This is a genomic window from Enterobacter sp. RHBSTW-00994, from assembly GCF_013782625.1.
Classification (GTDB): Bacteria; Pseudomonadota; Gammaproteobacteria; order Enterobacterales; family Enterobacteriaceae; genus Enterobacter.
Genome location: NZ_CP056199.1, coordinates 4,670,308 through 4,686,011 on the forward strand (window position 1 = coordinate 4,670,308; position 15,704 = coordinate 4,686,011).

The following is a 15,704-nucleotide window of genomic DNA, read 5'->3' on the forward strand; positions in this document are numbered from 1 at the left end:
GGACATACTGTTAATTTATACAATACTGCTGGTGATTATATCAGCGTGGTGAGGGATGCCAACCGCGAAATTTCGACGTGTGGCAGCAGGCGGCTATCATTGGCTTGCATCAGATCGGCGTTTTCTGGTTTGATCCAGCACGCCTGCATTCCACAGCGAATTGCACCGGCGACGTCTGTCGTCAGGTCATCGCCGACGTGGAGGATCTTTCCGGGCGTCAAGGCGAGCTTTTCCGCCGCCAGATGGTACATATCGTTAAATGGCTTCGCACGTCCGTCAGGGCCAGCACGCAGGACAAATTCAAAGTAGTCACCCAGGCCAAACAGCTCTGGCTGGGCATTACCGTTGGTAATCGCCACCAGCGGCCATTTTTCGGCAAGCTTTGCCAGTGTGTCGTGGGTTTCCTGCGGCACATCGATACGGCTACGCCATTTAGCAAAGTTCTCCATCGACGCTTCTGCACCAATGGCAGCATCGTGCGCACTCATGCCGGCGTTTAACATCGCTTGTTCAACCGCACGACGACGCCACTCTGTGACATCATGATAAATATCCGGCTCCGTTTCACGCAGCGCCTGGCGCAAACGCTGAAAGTCTTTGTTTTGCATCTCTTTCAATGCCGGATGATAGTTCTGCACAAACGCCAGCGATTCCTGTTCGGTACGCAGGATCACCTGGCGGTTGTCATAAAGAGTGTCATCAAGGTCAAACGTTAGTGCTGAAATCTGACCTAATGGGCGGTAAAAACGCATTATTTCCCCCGTTTGGCGCGTGGATGCGCCGCGTCATACACCGAGGCGAGGTGTTGAAAGTCTAAATGGGTATAGATTTGAGTCGTGGATAAATTGGCATGGCCCAGCAACTCCTGTACACCACGCAGATCGCCACTCGACTCAAGCATATGGGTCGCAAAAGAGTGGCGCAGCTTGTGGGGATGAACATGGCTGTTCAGCCCTTGTTTGATGCCCCATTCGGCAAATCGTTTCTGCACATTACGCGCAGAGATCCGCTTACCGAGTTTCGACAAAAAGAGTGCATTCTCCTCTGCACCAAACAATCCGCGTAAATCCAGCCAGTGTTCGATCCAGGACACCGCATTGCGGCCAATCGGCAAGCGGCGCTCTTTGCTGCCCTTACCCATCACCCACACTTCCCCCGTGTCGAGATCGAGATGTTTAAGATCGAGATTCACCAGCTCCGACAAACGCAGTCCGGCCCCGTACATTACCTCCAGCATCGCCCGATCGCGGACAGCCAGCGGATCGTTCAGATCGATATCCAGCAGCCGATTCACATCGTCCACATCAATATTTTTAGGCAGATGGCGTGGCGCTTTTGGCGTAGCAATACCCTTCGCTGGGTTGGCCTTTAAGCTCCCCTGGCTCACGAGCCAGTCAAAGAAGCTACGCAGTGCAGAAAGACGCAGTGCCAGGCTTGCCGGGCCTAATCCTTTACGCCGGCTACGTACCACAAAAGCACGCACGATCGCAGCGTCACATTGTTGCCAGCTTTTCAGGCCGAGCTCTTCGGCAATCTGCATGATGGCATCAAGCTGACGCTGATAGTTCAGCAGCGTGATCGGGCTGAGCTGGCGTTCAACACCCAGAAAACGCAGAAACCGCGTAACGTCAGGGGTAAGCAGTCCGTCCGTCATATCCGTTCAATCCAGCGCTCCAGTAGCTCAGGCAACATCAGCGCAATTTCCTGCAACAGGTGTGTACCTTGCCCTTGCTCGTAATGATGTGCATCGCGACTGGTGAACAACATAACGCCCAGATCGCCATCTCGCCCCATCAACGACATCGCCACCGAACCTATCGCTTTGGCCTCCGGCAGTACCACCAGCAGTTCGGGACCATTCAATGGCCCAAGATAGTGATGCTCATGGCCCAGACGCTGGATACGCAGCGGCTCAAAGGCCTGACGGCTGATTGCCAGATGGGTGAAACCGGATGGGGCGCCAATACGCCAGCGGTCCGGGAAGAGCCGAAGCGTGGCCCCAGCCAACCCCAGCTCACGCGCCCAGCGATGGAAACGGCTGAGGAACTCGTCAAGGCTGTGTGCCGACGCCAGACGTGCCTGCAAATGCAGCAGACGATAGAACAGGCTTTCGTTATTACTGGCCTGCTCCATCAATAGCGTCATGTTTTCTTCGAGCTGATTGATATGGTTGCGGGCCCGAGCCATGTGCCATTCGACCAGTGACACCGTTTCGCGAACCGGATGCGGCACGCGCATCTGTTCGACGACGCGTGCATTGCGGATAAAAAACTCAGGATTGCGCAGCAGGTAATCAACAACAGCCCGGTCGTCCAGTTCTGTCACCGTTTCCTGCAGTTCTTCCCCTGGCTGTTTCATAGATGAATAAACCCGTCATAGACATGTGCCGCCGGGCCAGTCATATACAGTGGATGACCCGGTCCTTTCCAGGCGATATCAAGACGACCACCTGGCAATTCCACGCGAACCTCTTCTGCCAGCAACCCCTGAGAGATGCCAACTGCAACAGCAGCACAGGCCCCACTACCACAGGCCTGTGTTTCGCCAGCGCCGCGCTCGTAAACACGCAGACGGATATGCTCGCGTTTCACCACCTGCATGAAACCGATATTAGCTCGCTCCGGGAAGCGTTCATGGCTTTCCAGCACCGGTCCAAGCGTTTCTACCGCAGCAATATCGACATCTTCCACCTGAATCACGCAGTGTGGGTTACCCATTGAGACGACGCCGCACAATACTGTCTGCTCGGCTACACGCATAATATAGGTCTTTTCCGCTTTGTTAGCGCGAAACGGTACGGCTGATGGCTCGAAGTTAGGTTCACCCATGTTCACTCGCACCAGGTCATCGTCGGTCACACTTAACACCATACGGCCATTGGCGGTACTGACACGTATGTCACGCTTATTGGTCAGTCCTTTCAGACGGACAAAGCGGGCAAAGCAACGCGCACCATTGCCGCACTGTGATACTTCACTGCCGTCAGCGTTAAAAATACGATAGTGAAAATCGAGATCGGGATCGTACGGCGGCTCAACCACCAGCAGTTGATCAAACCCTACACCCAGATGTCGATCAGCCAGACGGCGGATCAGCTCCGGGGAGAAAAAGACATTCTGCGTTACCGCGTCGACGACCATAAAATCGTTGCCAAGGCCATGCATTTTAGAGAACTGCATCATTTGCTCCATTGCGCGGTACAGAACGTAATTGTCAGTAATTCACCTGAGTCGGGCCACCGTTATCACCACGATCGTTAGTGTCCGGCGAAGCTGACTCAATGCTGCTGTGCACAGGTTTGGTGGGCGGTGGCGCAGTTTTATCCGCAGGAGGGAAATACAGCGGTCCCTTAAGCCCACAGCCGGTCAGGCTAAACAGAGTGATGAGAACGGCAAGCGTTCGGAAAACGTTTTTCATTATAAGTTGCCCGTAAGTTCATACTTTCTGTTTTCTATCATCGCAGGAGGAGACACAAAAGCAAGAGTTTGCCGCTTTCCTGCAACGGGAATTATTTAGCGTTATACTGCCGCCATCACGAAAAACAGGAACAAAACCATGAACGACAGTGAATTTCATCGCCTTGCCGACACCCTGTGGATGACCATCGAAGAGCGCCTGGACGACTGGGATGGCGACAGCGATATCGATTGCGAAATCAACGGCGGTATCCTGACCCTAAGTTTTGAGAACGGCAGCAAAATCATTATTAACCGCCAGGAGCCGCTTCACCAGGTCTGGCTGGCTGCCAAGCAGGGTGGCTACCATTTCGATCTAAAAGGTGACGTGTGGGTGTGCGACCGTAGTGGCGAAACATTCTGGGATCTGCTGGAGCAAGCCGCGACTGCGCAGGCGGGTGAAAAGGTCAGTTTCAGGTAAGTTTTTTGCCCGGTGGCGCTACGCTTACCGGGCCTACGATGGCTCGACCATAGGCCGAATAAACAAAGCGCACCCGGCGCAGTAGCTCAAATCAGGAGAAATACTGCTGGAGCAACGGTGTCGTATCCTGACTGGCAGGAACCGCAGGTGCAACGGCCTGAGTACGGAACGGAATGACCTGCGCACGCCCGTCGACATTCACAATCTGATAGAACTGCGGCAAGTTAAAGTTGATAAAACTGGATCCGTAGGTGAAACGATCGTGTGAAGATGAGTAGAAGCGGCTAACGTCACGTACCAACTCTTCTTTACTGCCTTCGCAGTGGTGATACACCTCTGCACGGTTGGTTTCATCCAGAATATAGATATTAAACCCGGCTTCATCGCCCACTTCTTCGAAGAAGAACTGAATAATCCCTTCGCTGGCAAAGCCGTCCACCACCTGTGGTAGCTTGACGTGATTCGTTTCAACCTGCACGGAGAGCCCATGCAGCTTGTTGTGCGAAATCGCACCGTAGAACTCAATGGCGTTTTCCAGTTTCTGCACAGAAACATTCAAACGCTCGAAGAACAGTCCCCACGTCTGGCCAGAGACACGCAGCGCTTTGAAGCGACCGGTTTCCTGACGGGTACTGGAGAGACGCAGTTCAATGCACTCAGAGACAAGTTGCTGCACGCGGGTGCGAATCAAACCACGCAGGTGCTGGCTGTAGCAGAAAACTTCAACGCTGTCCGGCGGTGCGGCATCCTGGTGCATCTTACCGAGAATGGTTTTCAGCGCTTCAATCATCGCTTGCTCACCGTTGAAGTGCAGGGTACGCACTTCGTTCCACGAGTTGCGGTACAGCAGGTCTACGCTACCCACCAGGCAGTTTTGCTGCTCGCCAAAGCTAAAGACATCCAGCTTACGGAAATCAAAATGAACGACCTGATTGCGGAATGCCGCCGTTGGGTCATATTCCAGATTGACGATAATCGCCAGATGGCGAATTTCACATGGGCTGTAGAGCGCTTTTGGCGTCGGCGCAGGCAGGCGCAGCGGGAAATGGTGCGATACGTCAGCGACCATCTCCTGTAATTTTGCTAAATCGACGACCTCGTTGCCTTTAATAAACAGGCGAGTACGCGAAGTCAGCAGGCCGTTGAACCAGGCCCAGGCCACCAGCTTATTCAGATAACGGTTATATTCCAGCGGCTGATGGCTGATGATCGAGTCCATGCTTGGCGCACGGTTGTACAGATACCAGCCAGTACGATTCGCACGCCCTGGCGGGACATAAATAAAGGTCAGATTGGGTTCTGAAAGATCAGGCGAAATTTGCGGGTTAACCAGCGTCACTTTCCCCGGCAACGCTTCAAACGCGGCATACAGTTTACGGGTCAAAACACCGATATCCTGCGGGCTGGCGGAAACGCTGAGGTTATTGCGGCGCGCAAAACGAATCAGGTTACGGTAGCTCTGCATCATCGCATCAAGCAGTTCGTTGTGCGCTTCTCGCACCTGGTCGATTTTCCAGTTTGCGCGGTTGTCGAGCATAGACAGACGTTCTTCGTCCCATCCCCACTCTTTGACTAACTGACCAACCACTTCACGACGCCAGCCAACGCAAGCGCGTTCGCGGCTGAGTTTTTCGCAGACTTTTAAATAGAAACATCGACGCACCAGGTCAAGACGCGTGGTGTCATCAATGGCTTTCAGGTATTCGGTGACGCGTTCGAGCATCATGCAGTAGGCATCGAGACCGAAAGAGACGATCTCGCCATCATGCAGACGCTGTTTAATATCTTTCGCCAGCAGGCGCGGCGTGGGGTATTCCCAGGAATAAGCTTCCAGTAACAGCGTCTTAAGAACTGCTTTGTACGGTGAGTCGATACTTTTATACAGCTGCCAAAGACTTGCGCCAAAATACTCTTCAGCGGACAGAGAGCTAAGGCCCCCCAGATCCAGCCATTCGTTCGGCGTCAGTACACCCTGTGCATACAGCGACATGACGTAATCGTCGTAATGCTCTTCTTCTTCACACGGAACCATATTCCACAGAATACGCTTCCCGGCCAGACGAACAGCCGTACGATAAAATTCATCCAGCAGCAAAATGTGCTGGGTCGAGCCGCAGTCTTCACCACCGAGACTGCCGCTTTCGTTATGACGGAAACGGTTCTCATCAATCAGGAAGAAACTCACTTCCACACCGAGCGATGCTGCCCAGCTTTCCAGCAGGCTGCATTTACGTTGTAACAGCTGGCGTTCTTCGTTATCGAGCCAGGATTGATGGCAGACCCAGATATCCAGATCAGATGAACAGCTTTGCCCTACCGAAGAGGTACTTCCCATTGAGTAAACGCCGGTAATCGGCAATTCACCTTTTGGGGACTCCTGTGGCGGCATGCCGCGGTAGAGTTCCAGCTCATTCAAATAGTGCTGTTGGGTTTCATCAGGCGTGAAAAGGCAGATGCCCTGGGGAACGTTACCATCGAGGTAACCCGGCATCAGCGGATGGTGATAGTGCAATAATGTAGGCAGCAGACTGTAAACCTGTTGGAAAGCAGGTCCCATGGCAGCAAGCGCGCGATCCACACGCAATTGATTTATGGCATCCAGTCTCTGTTTCAGAGTCTCAATATAGAGGTACAAGACATATCGCCTGATGTTTCCGGGTGTCGCAAGCATTCATAAATCGAATGATGACGGACCCGCAGTATTTCAAAAAGATAACCGTTACCTTTTTTCGTCCTTATCTTTATGGTGGTACAGACGAAAAAATGGTCTAAAACGTGATCAATTTAACACCTTGCCGATTGACCGTAAAGAAAGATGCGCTACATACAAGTGTAGCACCGTTCTGTACGTGTAAATTCCTGAATACGGCTGTGGGTGACAAGAATGCCGCCCTGTCCCTCTGCTCTTCATCAACCGTAAAACTGCCATCCCAGAGTCAACAATGTTAGGATGGTCAACGGTTGATAATGACGGTAACAAGCATGTTAGACAATGTTTTGAGAATTGCCACACGCCAAAGCCCTCTGGCACTTTGGCAGGCACATTATGTTAAGCAGCGCCTGGAAGCTTGCCATCCTGGGTTGAGCGTTGAGCTCGTGCCGATGGTCACGCGCGGCGATGTGATTCTTGATACGCCACTGGCGAAAGTCGGCGGAAAGGGATTGTTTGTCAAAGAGCTGGAGATGGCTCTGCTTGAGAACCGTGCCGATATTGCCGTCCATTCTATGAAAGATGTGCCTGTTGAGTTTCCTGAAGGGCTGGGACTGGTGACCATTTGCGAGCGCGAAGATCCGCGCGATGCGTTTGTCTCTAACCAGTTTGGCTCACTCGATGCATTGCCAGAAGGCAGCATTGTTGGCACGTCAAGTTTACGCCGCCAGTGTCAACTGGCTGAACGTCGTCCGGACCTGATCATTCGTTCCCTGCGAGGCAATGTGGGCACGCGGCTGAGTAAGCTGGATAACGGTGAATACGATGCCATTATTCTTGCCGTCGCAGGGTTGAAGCGTCTTGGACTGGACTCTCGTATCCGTGTGGCGTTACCGCCAGAACGCTCTCTCCCGGCGGTTGGCCAGGGAGCGGTGGGGATTGAATGTCGTTTGAGTGATGAGCGAACTCGGGCTCTGCTCACGCCACTGAATCATGACGATACCGCCATCCGTGTGAAAGCAGAACGCGCGATGAATACGCGCCTTGAAGGTGGATGCCAGGTTCCCATTGGCAGCTATGCTGAATTGATTGATGGTGAACTGTGGCTACGCGCGCTGGTCGGCGCACCGGACGGTTCGCAAATGGTTCGCGGTGAACGTCGTGGTAATCCGCGCGATGCTGAACAACTAGGCGTGTCGCTGGCTGAAGAGTTACTCAACAACGGGGCCCGCGAAATTCTGGCTGACGTGTATAACGGAGAACCCCCTGCATGAGTATTCTTGTCACCCGCCCTTCTCCCGCAGGAGAGCAATTAGTGAGCCGTCTGCGCGCACTGGGGCAGGTGGCCTGGAGTTTTCCGCTGATCGAATTCTCCCCTGGTCGGGAGCTGTCTGTACTCACCGGCCATTTGAATACCTTACAGGAAGGCGACATGCTCTTTGCTCTCTCGCAGCATGCCGTCGAGTTTGCCCATGCGCAGTTACAGCAGGAAGGTAGCGTCTGGCCAACCGATCCCCGTTACTTCTCCATCGGGCGCACAACCGCGCTGGCCATGCATACCGTTAGTGGGATCGATGTTCGTTACCCGTTAGATCGGGAAATTAGCGAAGTCTTGCTACAATTACCTGAATTACAAAACATTGCCGGGAAGCGAGCGCTCATTTTACGCGGGAACGGTGGACGTGAGCTGTTAGGTGAAACACTGTCTGCACGCGGCGCTGACGTGACATTCTGCGAATGCTATCAGCGCTGTGCAAAATATTACGATGGTGCAGAAGAGGCGATGCGCTGGCATATGCGCAGCGTTAATACACTGGTCGTCACCAGTGGTGAGATGCTGCAACAGCTCTGGTCACTCATCCCGCCATGGTATCGTGAAAACTGGTTACTCCGCTGTCGGCTTCTGGTCGTCAGTGAGCGTCTTGCGAACCACGCCCGGGAACTGGGCTGGCAAGATATTCGGATCGCTGAAAACGCCGACAACGATGCGCTGCTGCGCGCATTACAATAACTCTCATAATGGGAAGCCATAATGACGGAACACGAAAAATCCTCCGCCGTGGTTGAAGAGACCAGGGAGACTGTGGACATCACACCACAGCCAGAGAAAACTGAGAAAACAACTGAGAAAAAAAACAGCAGCAACAAAACCAGCCTGGCTCTGAGTGCGATTGCAATTGCAATTGCCCTGGCAGCAGGCGTAAGCCTGTACGGCCTGGTGAAACAGCAAGGCTCTAACCAGACCGCCACCAGCGATGCATTGGTTAACCAAATCACCGCCCTGCAAAAAGCGCAGGAGACGCAGAAAACCGAGCTGGAAAGTGTCATTAAGCAGCAAGCGACCCAGCTTGCTGATGCCAACCGTCAGCAAGAACAACTGGCGAAACAGCTCGATGAAGTCCAGCAGAAAGTGGCAACCATTTCAGGTTCTGATGCCAAAACCTGGTTACTTGCACAAGCTGATTTTCTGGTCAAACTGGCCGGCCGCAAGCTGTGGAGCGATCAGGATGTCACAACAGCGGCCGCACTGCTGAAAAGCGCAGACGCGAGTCTGGCGGATATGAACGACCCGAGCCTGATTACCGCGCGTCGTGCCATTACGGAAGACATTGCCAGCCTGGCGGCGGTATCACAGGTCGATTACGACGGTATTATTCTTAAGGTCAATCAGCTCTCGAACCAGATTGATAACCTCCAGTTGGCAGATAATAACGACGACGACTCCCCGATGGATTCCGACGGCACTGAGTTGTCCAGCTCACTCAGCGAGTGGCGCGTTAACCTGCAAAAAAGCTGGCAGAGCTTTATGGATAGCTTCATCACTATCCGCCGCCGTGACGAAACGGCCGTACCGTTGTTAGCGCCGAATCAGGATGTTTACCTGCGCGAAAACATCCGTTCTCGCCTGCTGGTCGCTGCACAGGCCGTACCACGCCATCAGGAAGAGACGTACAAACAGGCACTCGATAACGTCTCCACGTGGGTGCGGGCTTACTACAACACCGACGACGCCACCACAACGGCATTCCTCGAAGATGTGGATAAGCTGAGCCAACAAAACATCACCATGAACGTGCCGGATAAACTGGAAAGCCAGCCGATTCTGGAAAAGTTGATGCAGACGCGCGTGCGTAACCTGCTGGCACAACCAGGTATCCCGGCAGAGCCAGATGCCGCCGCAGCACCAGCGCCAGCAACTGAAAGCGCCCCTCAAGGAGAGTAACCATGTTAAAAGTCTTATTACTCTTCTTATTGTTGATCGCCGGGATCGTGCTTGGGCCTATGCTTGCGGGCCATCAGGGTTATGTCCTGATCCAAACCGACAGCTACAACATAGAAACCAGCGTAACAGGCCTGGTGATCATTTTGATCCTCGCCGTCGTCGTGCTGTTTGCCGTTGAATGGCTTCTGCGCCGCATCTTCCGCACGGGCGCACACACCCGCGGCTGGTTTGTGGGCCGTAAACGCCGTCGCGCACGTAAGCAAACAGAACAAGCGCTGCTTAAACTGGCCGAAGGTGACTATCAGCAGGTTGAAAAGCTGATGTCGAAGAATGCCGACCATGCTGAACAACCGGTAGTGAATTACTTGTTGGCGGCAGAAGCTGCACAACAGCGTGGTGATGAAGCACGGGCAAACCAGCATCTTGAGCGCGCCTCTGAATTGGCATCCAACAATCAAATTCCGGTGGAAATTACCCGCGTTCGTCTGCAACTCGCACGCAACGAAAACCATGCGGCACGGCACGGCGTTGACCGCCTGCTGGAGATCACACCTCGTCATCCGGAAGTGCTTCGCCTGGCAGAGCAAGCTTATATTCGTACCGGAGCCTGGGGCTCGCTGCTGGATATTATCCCGTCCATGGCGAAAGCAGACGTCGGTGATGATGAGCACCGTGATGCGCTGCAACGTCAGGCATGGATTGGTCTGATGGATCAAGCGCGTGCCGATCTGGGCAGCGATGGTCTGAAAAATTGGTGGAAAAATCAGAGCCGCAAAACACGCCAACAAATTCCATTGCAGGTGGCGATGGCGGAACATCTGATCGAGTGTGACGATCATGACACCGCGCAGGCGATCATCCTTGACGGCCTTAAGCGCCAGTATGATGACCGACTGGTGATGGTGATCCCACGGCTGAAAACCAATAATCCGGAGCAACTGGAAAAAGTGTTACGCCAGCAGATCAAAACGGTGGGCGATCGTCCGCTGCTGTGGAGTACGCTGGGCCAGTCGCTGGTGAAACATGGCGAATGGCAAGAGGCGAGCCTGGCTTTCCGTGCTGCACTGAAACAACGCCCTGATGCGTTTGACTACGCCTGGCTTGCCGATACCCTGGATAAGCTCCATCATCCCGAAGAAGCCGCCGCAATGCGCCGCGATGGCTTGCTGCTCACGTTGCAAAACAACGCTGCGCAGCAGTGATAAATCAGGAGGCCGTCCGGCCTCCTTTTTTTATGTTTCATCTCCTGCTACAGTCTTTCCAACGTCATCAGGAAATTCACCCGCCAATGTAACGATGTCTTTTCATTAACTTTTTCCCGTACACGCGCAAATTGTCGCGTGGAATAAATCGTTTTTGAAAGGATCGTTTTCATGAACTCGCTTTTGTATGCGCTGATCGAAGCGCTACGTAGTCATCGCTGGCTGCGCATGTTGGCCTGCGCCTTCATCTTTACCTCTGTGGGCAACGGCTTAACCCAGGTCGTCGTTTTTGGTTTGCTGTTACGCTGGCAAGCCCCTGCCTCTTTACTCACTCTTGCCTATTTTTTTGCAACGGTTCCGGGCTTTATCGGTAGCCTGATAGGGGAAAAACTGTGCCAGCGATTTTCTCCAGTCACTTTACTGGTTCTGGCCGAACTGCTGGGTTTACTGACCCTGCTTTTTCCTCTGTTGGGTATCCAGTATCACAGCATACCGGCGCTACTGGCAGTGCAATCGACTGAAGCTCTGCTGGGCGGAATGATCTGGCCCGCACTTACGCTGCTGTTCAAACGCGGGCTCAAGGAAGCAGAGCTCCCGGCAGCCACCTGCCTTGAGAATGTGATTTTTGCCTCTCAGGTGCTGTTAGGAACCGGGCTCGGTTTCGTATTGTTCCAACAGGTTCCAACGCTCTCTTTGCTGGTGATAGATGCTGCCAGTTTCATGGGATCGCTGCTGATGTTGATGCTTGCCGGGAGAGCCTTCACGGCTCAAGCCATCCCTTCATCCGTAGAGGGTAAACCAGAGACACTGCGCTGGCGGATGCTCACTACGCAACAAAAGCGCAGTCTTCTGCTGTTGCCCGCACTTGCCGCCGTCGGTTCACCGGCAATGGCTCTGCTTCCGGCCCTGGCGCAACAAATCCATCCTGCAGACGCGGCAGGACTTGCCCTGCCTTTGCTCTTCGCCCGTAGCATGGGTCAGCTCTGCGGCCCGATGCTGCTAAAAAGAGACAGCCTCGCGCGCTTTACCGCAAAGAACCGGTTACTGCTGCTCTGCCTGAGCATATTTTTAGTCGCATATGGTGTAGTACCGTTTTTAGCAGGTGGGCAGACGATAGCGCTGGGGATGATCTTTGTTGCTCACCTGGCATCAAATATCGTTTTTGCCGCAGGAACATTTGGTGTACTGAGTCGCTTTCAGGCAGCGCAAATCTCAGCAGCCAGCGGGAAAACCTGGCGTTGGCAAACAATCAGTGCGTCGCTTTTTACCGGCATCGCTGCGCTGGCGGCGGCTGAACTGGGGGCCATTCAGGCATTGTATCTTGTCTCGGCGGGCGCACTATTTCTTGTTGCCTTCACCCTGATCCATTTCCGTGAATAAGACATAAAAAAACGCCTGCTAAAAAGCAGGCGTTAAAACAGGTCTATAAGACAACATATTGGTGCTTCACTCAACGTTGTGTCCATGGTGTCTGATGAGGCCGAAGCGACATCTGTCAGTGGACGATAAGCACCGTAAACGGCTCTGCGTCATTCCTGAGTTTATGAGGCCCGGAGGCGAGCATAAGAGATGGAATGAGCATCTACCCGGATATTATTGCACGTTACGTGCCAGAGTTGCACCAGAGAGTTGTACGACGCACAACATTTTAAGATAAAAGGAATTTTTTCGGCGCGGCGGATGCGCAAAGGACAAGGAGGATCAGTAAAACGTTAAGACTGTTGCCTGAGAGCGACAACAACGCGGGACGCATAGAATATTTATTTATTTCAATTGGTTATTCGTCGTCGTTCGGAGACAACCAGAAAGGTGTTGTCGGGAAATGACAACAGAAGCAGAAATAACACACAGAAAACAAAAAACCCCGCCGAAGCGGGGTTCAAAATTGGTCGGCGAGAGAGGATTCGAACCTCCGACCCACTGGTCCCAAACCAGTTGCGCTACCAAGCTGCGCTACTCGCCGAAATACTGCTTTTTTGAATTTTTAGTTCAATTCTTTAAAGTCGTGGTGCGAGGGGGGGGACTTGAACCCCCACGTCCGTAAGAACACTAACACCTGAAGCTAGCGCGTCTACCAATTCCGCCACCTTCGCATTTCACAACTTTTAAATAATGGGGTGGCTAATGGGATTCGAACCCACGACAACTGGAATCACAATCCAGGGCTCTACCAACTGAGCTATAGCCACCACTGCTTTATTCTTTCACGCGGTACTGTCTACACAGACCACCGCAGCTCCAGCACCGGGTAAATGGTGCGCCCGACAGGATTCGAACCTGAGACCTCTGCCTCCGGAGGGCAGCGCTCTATCCAGCTGAGCTACGGGCGCTTAGCGCCGTTGCGGGGCTGGATATTACGGAGGTCTCGGTCTGCTGTCTAGTGCTTTTTTAAAAAAAGATCGCGTTTGGTTATGGTTTGCACATTTTGCCGCTTATTCCTTCACTTTTTGCGTGGAGGCATGGCGTCCAAGCCCAAAGAGCTTATAACCAAGGGTCACGGCGGCCAGGAAGATAACCCCGACAAACAGCGACATGCGGGTATCTTCGTTAAAATACATACCGATTAACACGCAAATCAGGAACGCCATCGTTAAATAGTTCGCCCATGGGAACATAATCGAGCGGAACGGATGGCTGGCAATCGCCTGCTTATGTGCCTGACGGAAGCGCAACTGGCTAATCAGAATAACGAACCACGGAATCATCCCCGGCAGCACGCTGGCGCTATATACATAGACAAACACGCGCTGCGGATTAGGGATGATGTAGTTCAGGCATGAACCGACCAGCAGAATGACGATCGACACGGCCACACCCGCCACGGGCACACCTGAACGGGACACTTTCCCCATCACCGCAGGCAGCTGATTATTTTTCGACAAGGCATAGAGCATACGCCCACAGCTATACATACCGCTGTTACAGCCAGACAGTGCTGCCGTCAGTACCACGAAGTTAATGATCCCGGCCGCGGCGGTGATCCCAATCTTCGCAAAGGTCAGAACAAACGGGCTACCCGTCGTGCCGATCTCATTCCACGGGAAGATGGTCACGATGACAAAGATTGCACCCACATAGAAAATCAGGATACGCCACAGAACCTTGCCTACCGCGCTACGCAAAGTCACCTGAGGGTTTTTCGCTTCACCTGCGGTGATACCAATAAGCTCTACGCCCTGGTAAGACGCAACAACGATACAGAGCGCTGTCAGGAAGCCTTTCCAGCCACCCGCAAAGAAGCCACCATGTTCCGTCAGGTTGCCAAAGCCAATCGAGTGGCCGCCATTACCAATCCCGAAGAAAATCACGCCCAGGCCAACGATAATCATCACAATAATGGTCGTGACCTTAATCATCGCAAACCAGAACTCAATTTCACCATACAGACGTACTGCGGCTAGGTTGGCTAGCGCCACCAGCCCCACAGCGATGAGGGCGGGTATCCATTGCACCATGTCCGGGAACCAGAACTGGACATAGACCCCTATCGCGGTGATCTCTGAGATACCTACCGCCATCCACATAAACCAGTACGACCAGGCCGTGAGATAGCCGAAGAACGGGCTCATATAACGATGCGCATAAACAGCGAATGAACCGGCAACCGGCTCAAGGAAGAGCATTTCGCCCATGGATCGCATGATGAAGAAGACGAACAGTCCGGCGATGATATACGCCAGAAGTACGGAAGGACCTGCCCATTTGAGCGTGCTTGCGGAGCCCATAAACAGGCCCACACCGATAGTGCCGCCCAGCGCTATCAATTCAATATGTCGAGCTTCCAGCCCACGCTGAAGCTCAGGTTTTTTCTCTGCCATAAATCCTCGGTTGTGTTTGCTGTTGCCCGGCTTTTGCCGGTTATTATTTTTGGGTACTGAAATACGGGGGGAATGGTTTCTTAAATTCTGCCAAATGGCAAACGATGCATTAAAAAAATGAATGCATTGCACATAAACACAGCAGTTTTGCAGGGGAGTTGCAGCGCGAATAGCATATCGCGCTACATTCTGATTACATTTTCCCGGAGTAATGCCAGCCGAGATAGCGCAGTAGTCGAATCTGTCGTTTGATACGGGTGGGTTGCGACAACAGGCGGTACAGCCATTCAAGCCCCAGGTTTTGCCACACCTTCGGCGCACGTTTGACATGGTCGGTAAAGACATCATACGTGCCGCCAACGCCCATATAGAGCGCATCCGGATACACCTGGCGACAATCCCGCATCAGGATTTCCTGGCGGGGTGAACCCATCGCGACGGTGACAATCTTCGCGCCGCTGTCGCGCACACGCTCGAACAAGGCCTGCCTTTCTTCCGGTTTGAAATAACCATCCTGGCTACCCACAATGTTAACATTCCACTGGTTACGCAGCTTCAGTTCCGTCTGGGTCAGCACTTCAGGTTTACCACCAATCAGGAAAACAGGCGTTCCCTCTGATCCAGCACGCGCCATCAACGCTTCCCAAAGGTCAGCCCCCGCCACGCGGGAAACATTAGCGCCAGGATACTTTTTACGGATGGAGCGAACCACACTGATCCCGTCAGCATATTTGAACTCGGCGGCTTCAATCAGGCCCCGGACTTCCGCGCTGTCCTCTACCGCCAGTATTTTTTCCGCATTGATGGCCACAAGCGTGCCCGATTTTATCTGCCCGTTAGTGCACAGATAATCCAGTGCGTGTTGCATATCACGCCAGCCAATGAGCTGTAGGCCGCGCAATGCATAAAGCGGCGCGGAAGTTGTGTCAGTCATG

14 protein-coding genes and 4 tRNA genes are annotated in these 15,704 nt (G+C 53.2%); 6 read left to right on the forward strand and 12 right to left on the reverse strand.

Annotated features, from left to right (window positions below; all coding sequences use genetic code 11):
* Nucleotides 1–35: 35 nt before the first annotated feature.
* From yigB to HV346_RS22305, 5 genes are read right to left on the reverse strand one after another with little or no spacing between them, the layout of a single operon-like run.
* A complete protein-coding gene (yigB, locus tag HV346_RS22285; protein WP_181621393.1) occupies nucleotides 36–752 on the reverse strand; it encodes a 5-amino-6-(5-phospho-D-ribitylamino)uracil phosphatase YigB in 717 nt (238 codons plus the stop codon).
* A complete protein-coding gene (gene xerC, locus HV346_RS22290) occupies nucleotides 752–1,654 on the reverse strand; it encodes a tyrosine recombinase XerC (RefSeq protein WP_181621394.1) in 903 nt (300 codons plus the stop codon). Before xerC ends, yigB begins: the two co-directional genes overlap by 1 nt.
* Nucleotides 1,651–2,358 carry a DUF484 domain-containing protein gene (locus HV346_RS22295; protein WP_181621395.1) on the reverse strand — a complete coding sequence of 236 codons (708 nt, stop codon included), beginning with the start codon at nucleotides 2,356–2,358 and terminating at the stop codon, nucleotides 1,651–1,653. Before HV346_RS22295 ends, xerC begins: the two co-directional genes overlap by 4 nt.
* Nucleotides 2,355–3,179, reverse strand: coding sequence for a diaminopimelate epimerase (dapF, locus tag HV346_RS22300; protein ID WP_181623857.1), 825 nt, complete (start codon nucleotides 3,177–3,179; stop codon nucleotides 2,355–2,357). The genes HV346_RS22295 and dapF overlap by 4 nt, the downstream gene beginning before the upstream one ends.
* A 34-nt stretch (nucleotides 3,180–3,213) precedes the next feature.
* A complete protein-coding gene (locus HV346_RS22305) occupies nucleotides 3,214–3,417 on the reverse strand; it encodes a lipoprotein (RefSeq protein ID WP_181621396.1) in 204 nt (67 codons plus the stop codon).
* A gap of 138 nt (nucleotides 3,418–3,555) precedes the next feature.
* On the opposite strand from HV346_RS22305, the gene cyaY reads away from it, so the two are divergent.
* A complete protein-coding gene (gene cyaY, locus HV346_RS22310; RefSeq protein ID WP_181621397.1) occupies nucleotides 3,556–3,876 on the forward strand; it encodes an iron donor protein CyaY in 321 nt (106 codons plus the stop codon).
* Between the two features lie 91 nt (nucleotides 3,877–3,967).
* Here the strand turns inward: cyaY and cyaA are convergent, their stop codons facing one another.
* On the reverse strand, nucleotides 3,968–6,511 hold the full coding sequence (gene cyaA, locus HV346_RS22315) for a class I adenylate cyclase (protein WP_181621398.1): 2,544 nt from the start codon (nucleotides 6,509–6,511) through the stop codon (nucleotides 3,968–3,970).
* A 347-nt stretch (nucleotides 6,512–6,858) separates the two neighbouring features.
* Between cyaA and hemC the strand changes: the two genes are divergently transcribed.
* The 5 genes from hemC (at nucleotide 6,859) to HV346_RS22340 (ending at nucleotide 12,331) form a co-directional block, all read left to right on the forward strand.
* A complete protein-coding gene (hemC, locus tag HV346_RS22320) occupies nucleotides 6,859–7,800 on the forward strand; it encodes a hydroxymethylbilane synthase (RefSeq protein WP_181621399.1) in 942 nt (313 codons plus the stop codon).
* Nucleotides 7,797–8,537: a uroporphyrinogen-III synthase gene (gene hemD, locus HV346_RS22325; protein WP_181621401.1), complete on the forward strand. Its 741-nt coding sequence runs from the start codon at nucleotides 7,797–7,799 to the stop codon at nucleotides 8,535–8,537. The genes hemC and hemD overlap by 4 nt, the downstream gene beginning before the upstream one ends.
* 21 nt (nucleotides 8,538–8,558) lie before the next feature.
* Nucleotides 8,559–9,749: a uroporphyrinogen-III C-methyltransferase gene (hemX, locus tag HV346_RS22330; RefSeq protein ID WP_181621403.1), complete on the forward strand. Its 1,191-nt coding sequence runs from the start codon at nucleotides 8,559–8,561 to the stop codon at nucleotides 9,747–9,749.
* Between the two features lie 2 nt (nucleotides 9,750–9,751).
* Nucleotides 9,752–10,951: a protoheme IX biogenesis protein HemY gene (gene hemY, locus HV346_RS22335; RefSeq protein WP_181621405.1), complete on the forward strand. Its 1,200-nt coding sequence runs from the start codon at nucleotides 9,752–9,754 to the stop codon at nucleotides 10,949–10,951.
* A gap of 171 nt (nucleotides 10,952–11,122) precedes the next feature.
* On the forward strand, nucleotides 11,123–12,331 hold the full coding sequence (locus tag HV346_RS22340; protein ID WP_181621407.1) for an MFS transporter: 1,209 nt from the start codon (nucleotides 11,123–11,125) through the stop codon (nucleotides 12,329–12,331).
* A gap of 506 nt (nucleotides 12,332–12,837) precedes the next feature.
* On the opposite strand, the gene HV346_RS22345 is transcribed toward HV346_RS22340, so the two are convergent.
* The 6 genes from HV346_RS22345 to wecG form a co-directional block, all read right to left on the reverse strand.
* Nucleotides 12,838–12,914: transfer RNA gene (locus tag HV346_RS22345), tRNA-Pro, on the reverse strand.
* Between the two features lie 43 nt (nucleotides 12,915–12,957).
* Nucleotides 12,958–13,044 (reverse strand) — tRNA-Leu (locus HV346_RS22350).
* A gap of 20 nt (nucleotides 13,045–13,064) precedes the next feature.
* Nucleotides 13,065–13,140: transfer RNA gene (locus HV346_RS22355), tRNA-His, on the reverse strand.
* 64 nt (nucleotides 13,141–13,204) lie between these two features.
* Nucleotides 13,205–13,281, reverse strand: a tRNA-Arg gene (locus tag HV346_RS22360).
* Nucleotides 13,282–13,383: 102 nt separating this feature from the next.
* A complete protein-coding gene (locus tag HV346_RS22365; RefSeq protein WP_181621408.1) occupies nucleotides 13,384–14,769 on the reverse strand; it encodes an amino acid permease in 1,386 nt (461 codons plus the stop codon).
* Between the two features lie 193 nt (nucleotides 14,770–14,962).
* Nucleotides 14,963–15,703 carry a lipopolysaccharide N-acetylmannosaminouronosyltransferase gene (wecG, locus tag HV346_RS22370; protein ID WP_181621410.1) on the reverse strand — a complete coding sequence of 247 codons (741 nt, stop codon included), beginning with the start codon at nucleotides 15,701–15,703 and terminating at the stop codon, nucleotides 14,963–14,965.
* Nucleotide 15,704: the final 1 nt, after the last annotated feature.

Excerpts from the sequence above, each read along its gene's own strand:
- yigB (WP_181621393.1), bottom strand. The coding sequence starts at position 752 with ATGCGTTTTTACCGCCCATTAGGTCAGATTTCAGCACTAACGTTTGAC.
- xerC (WP_181621394.1), bottom strand. The coding sequence starts at position 1,654 with ATGACGGACGGACTGCTTACCCCTGACGTTACGCGGTTTCTGCGTTTT.
- HV346_RS22295 (WP_181621395.1), bottom strand. The coding sequence starts at position 2,358 with ATGAAACAGCCAGGGGAAGAACTGCAGGAAACGGTGACAGAACTGGAC.
- dapF (WP_181623857.1), bottom strand. The coding sequence starts at position 3,179 with ATGCAGTTCTCTAAAATGCATGGCCTTGGCAACGATTTTATGGTCGTC.
- HV346_RS22305 (WP_181621396.1), bottom strand. The coding sequence starts at position 3,417 with ATGAAAAACGTTTTCCGAACGCTTGCCGTTCTCATCACTCTGTTTAGC.
- cyaY (WP_181621397.1), top strand. The coding sequence starts at position 3,556 with ATGAACGACAGTGAATTTCATCGCCTTGCCGACACCCTGTGGATGACC.
- hemC (WP_181621399.1), top strand. The coding sequence starts at position 6,859 with ATGTTAGACAATGTTTTGAGAATTGCCACACGCCAAAGCCCTCTGGCA.
- hemD (WP_181621401.1), top strand. The coding sequence starts at position 7,797 with ATGAGTATTCTTGTCACCCGCCCTTCTCCCGCAGGAGAGCAATTAGTG.
- hemX (WP_181621403.1), top strand. The coding sequence starts at position 8,559 with ATGACGGAACACGAAAAATCCTCCGCCGTGGTTGAAGAGACCAGGGAG.
- hemY (WP_181621405.1), top strand. The coding sequence starts at position 9,752 with ATGTTAAAAGTCTTATTACTCTTCTTATTGTTGATCGCCGGGATCGTG.
- HV346_RS22340 (WP_181621407.1), top strand. The coding sequence starts at position 11,123 with ATGAACTCGCTTTTGTATGCGCTGATCGAAGCGCTACGTAGTCATCGC.
- HV346_RS22365 (WP_181621408.1), bottom strand. The coding sequence starts at position 14,769 with ATGGCAGAGAAAAAACCTGAGCTTCAGCGTGGGCTGGAAGCTCGACAT.
- wecG (WP_181621410.1), bottom strand. The coding sequence starts at position 15,703 with ATGACTGACACAACTTCCGCGCCGCTTTATGCATTGCGCGGCCTACAG.